Source organism: Roseateles sp. P5_E11 (assembly GCF_054049355.1).
On sequence record NZ_JBFUMO010000766.1, the window covers coordinates 1 to 2,237 of the forward strand.

Here is a 2,237-nt window from a genome sequence, read left to right on the forward strand (position 1 = left end):
GGTCCATGGCGTTCTCTTAGCGGTCAGGAGAAGCGATGGATTGTGGTGCTGCGCCACACCTCGCCGGGCCTCAGCACGGTGGTGGGCCAGTCGCTGCTGGCTTCGTGGTGCGGTGAGTCGGGGTTGTGCTGGGTCTCCAGGCACACGCCATCGCCCTGGCGGTAGATGCGTCCGCAGGGACCGCACAGGCTGCCGTCGAGGAAATTGCCCGAATAGAACTGGATCGCCGGCTCGCTGGTCAGCATGTCCATGCGGCGGCCGGAGTGGGGGTCTTCCAGCGTGGCGGCGGGGCGCAGGCCGTCGGCGTCCAGATCGCCGTCGAGCAACCAGTTGTGGTCATAGCCCTTGGCGCGCAGCAGCTGCGGGTACGCCTGGCGGATGCGGGCGACGATGGCGGTGGGCGAGCGGAAGTCGAAGGGCGTGCCCTCGACCGCGGCGTGGCGCTGCGGGATCAGGTGCTCATTGACCTCGCTGTAACGCGAGGCGGGAATGCACAGGCGGTGGCGCAGCGCGCTGCCCTCGCCGGCCAGGTTGAAGTAGTTGTGATGCGTCAAGTTGACGACGGTGGCGCGGTCGGTCGTGGCTTCGTAGTCGATGCGCCAGCTGTTGTCCGTCGCGCTCAGCGAATAGCGCACGCTGACCTTGAGCTCGCCGGGGAAGCCCTGATCGCCGTGCGGGCTGGTGAGGGTGAACAGCAGTGCCTCAGCCTCGCCGGCGCGGGGCTCGACAGGCTCGGCAGCCCACAGCCGGTGGCCGAAGCCCTCGGTGCCGCCGTGCAGGCAGTTGGGGCCGTTGTTGCGGGACAGTGTGTGGGTTTCGCCGTCCAGCTCGAAGCTGGCGCCGGCGATGCGATTGCCGTAGCGGCCGACGATGGCGCCGAAGAAGGGGTTGCGAAGGGCGTAGTCTGTGAGGTTGTCGAAGCCGAGCACGACGTTGTCGATGCGGCCCTCCCGATCCGGGACCCACAGGCCGTTGACGATGCCGCCCAGCGTGATGGCCGTCAGCGCCAGGCCCAGCCCGTTGGTCAGCGTGTATTCATGCACCGGCCGGCCGTCGGCCAGCACGCCGTAGTCGCGGCGCTGCATCACGCCCACCCGCCGTCGACGATGAAGTCCTGCGCCGTGCACATGGCGCTGTCGTCGGCCGCCAGGAACAGCGCCATGCTGGCGATGTGCTGCGGCATCAGCGGCGCGTCGATGCACTGGCCCTTGGCGATCTCGACCTTGGTCTCTTCGGTGACCCAGAGCTTCAATTGCTTCTCGGTCATCACCCAGCCGGGCACCAGCGTGTTGACGCGGATCTTGTGCGGGCCAAGGTCGCGTGCCAGGCAGCGCGTCAGGCCCTGCGCCGCCGCCTTGCTCGCCGTGTACGCCGGCATGCCGCCCTGCTTGAGCATCCAGCTGATGGAGCCGAAGTTGATGATGGAACCAAAGCCCGCCGCCTTCATGTCTGGCAGCACGGCTTGCGCAGTGAAGAACTGGTGCTTGATGTTGACGGCCACGCTGGCGTCCCAGAACTCGGGCGTCGTCTCTTCGACGGCGTGGCGCTTGTCGTTGGCGGCGTTGTTGAGCAGCACCGTGAACGGGCCGCTGCGCTCGCGCAACCCGGCGATGGCCCCGCGCAGGGAATCGACGTTGGACAGGTCCGCCGCCATGAACTGAGGCGCGTGGCGCGAACCAGCCAGGCGGGCCGCGAGCGCGTTGCCCTCGTCGGCGGCCAGGTCGATGAAGGCCACCTTGGCGCCCTGTTCGGCAAACGTCTCCACCAGCGTTTCACCGATGCCGGTGGCCCCGCCGGTGATCAGGACGCCGCGGTCCTGGAGGCTGGGGTAGCGGGCGTAAGAACTCATCAGACTGTCTCCTGCGATAGGCGGCCCAGCTGCTTTGGCCGGGCGGTAGATGGATTATTAGTCATACTATTTTGTTTGCAAAGCCGGCGAATTTCGGGTTAACCCCGATAATCAAGGGTAAATAGTCATACTTTAATGAGAGGCATGCCGGCGATGACAGCCAGCCTTGYGCCRCCAGCCGGCGCTTGAACCAACTTCAGAGACAAGGGCCCGCACCATGAGCGCCTCCACCAGTCGTCCTTATCGCGGCGTCTTCCCCGTCGTACCGACCATCTTCCACGCCGACGGCACGCTGGACGTTCCCGGCCAGCTGCGCTGCGTCGACTTCATGATCGACGCCGGCTCCACGGGCCTGTGCATCCTCGCCAACTTCTCCGAACAGTTCGTG

The 2,237-nt window shown here is 66.5% G+C and carries 2 protein-coding genes and 1 pseudogene; 1 reads left to right on the plus strand and 2 read right to left on the minus strand.

Annotated features, from left to right (window positions below; genetic code table 11):
• Positions 1-23: 23 nt before the first annotated feature.
• Positions 24-1,085 (minus strand): aldose epimerase family protein, encoded by a 1,062-nt coding sequence (locus tag ACXJKR_RS30295; RefSeq protein ID WP_457326002.1) that lies wholly within the window; start codon positions 1,083-1,085, stop codon positions 24-26.
• Positions 1,085-1,849: an SDR family NAD(P)-dependent oxidoreductase gene (locus ACXJKR_RS30300; protein WP_457326003.1), complete on the minus strand. Its 765-nt coding sequence runs from the start codon at positions 1,847-1,849 to the stop codon at positions 1,085-1,087. The genes ACXJKR_RS30295 and ACXJKR_RS30300 overlap by 1 nt, the downstream gene beginning before the upstream one ends.
• Before the next feature lie 217 nt (positions 1,850-2,066).
• On the opposite strand from ACXJKR_RS30300, the pseudogene ACXJKR_RS30305 reads away from it, so the two are divergent.
• A pseudogene (locus ACXJKR_RS30305) lies at positions 2,067-2,237 on the plus strand (dihydrodipicolinate synthase family protein); the annotation flags it as partial.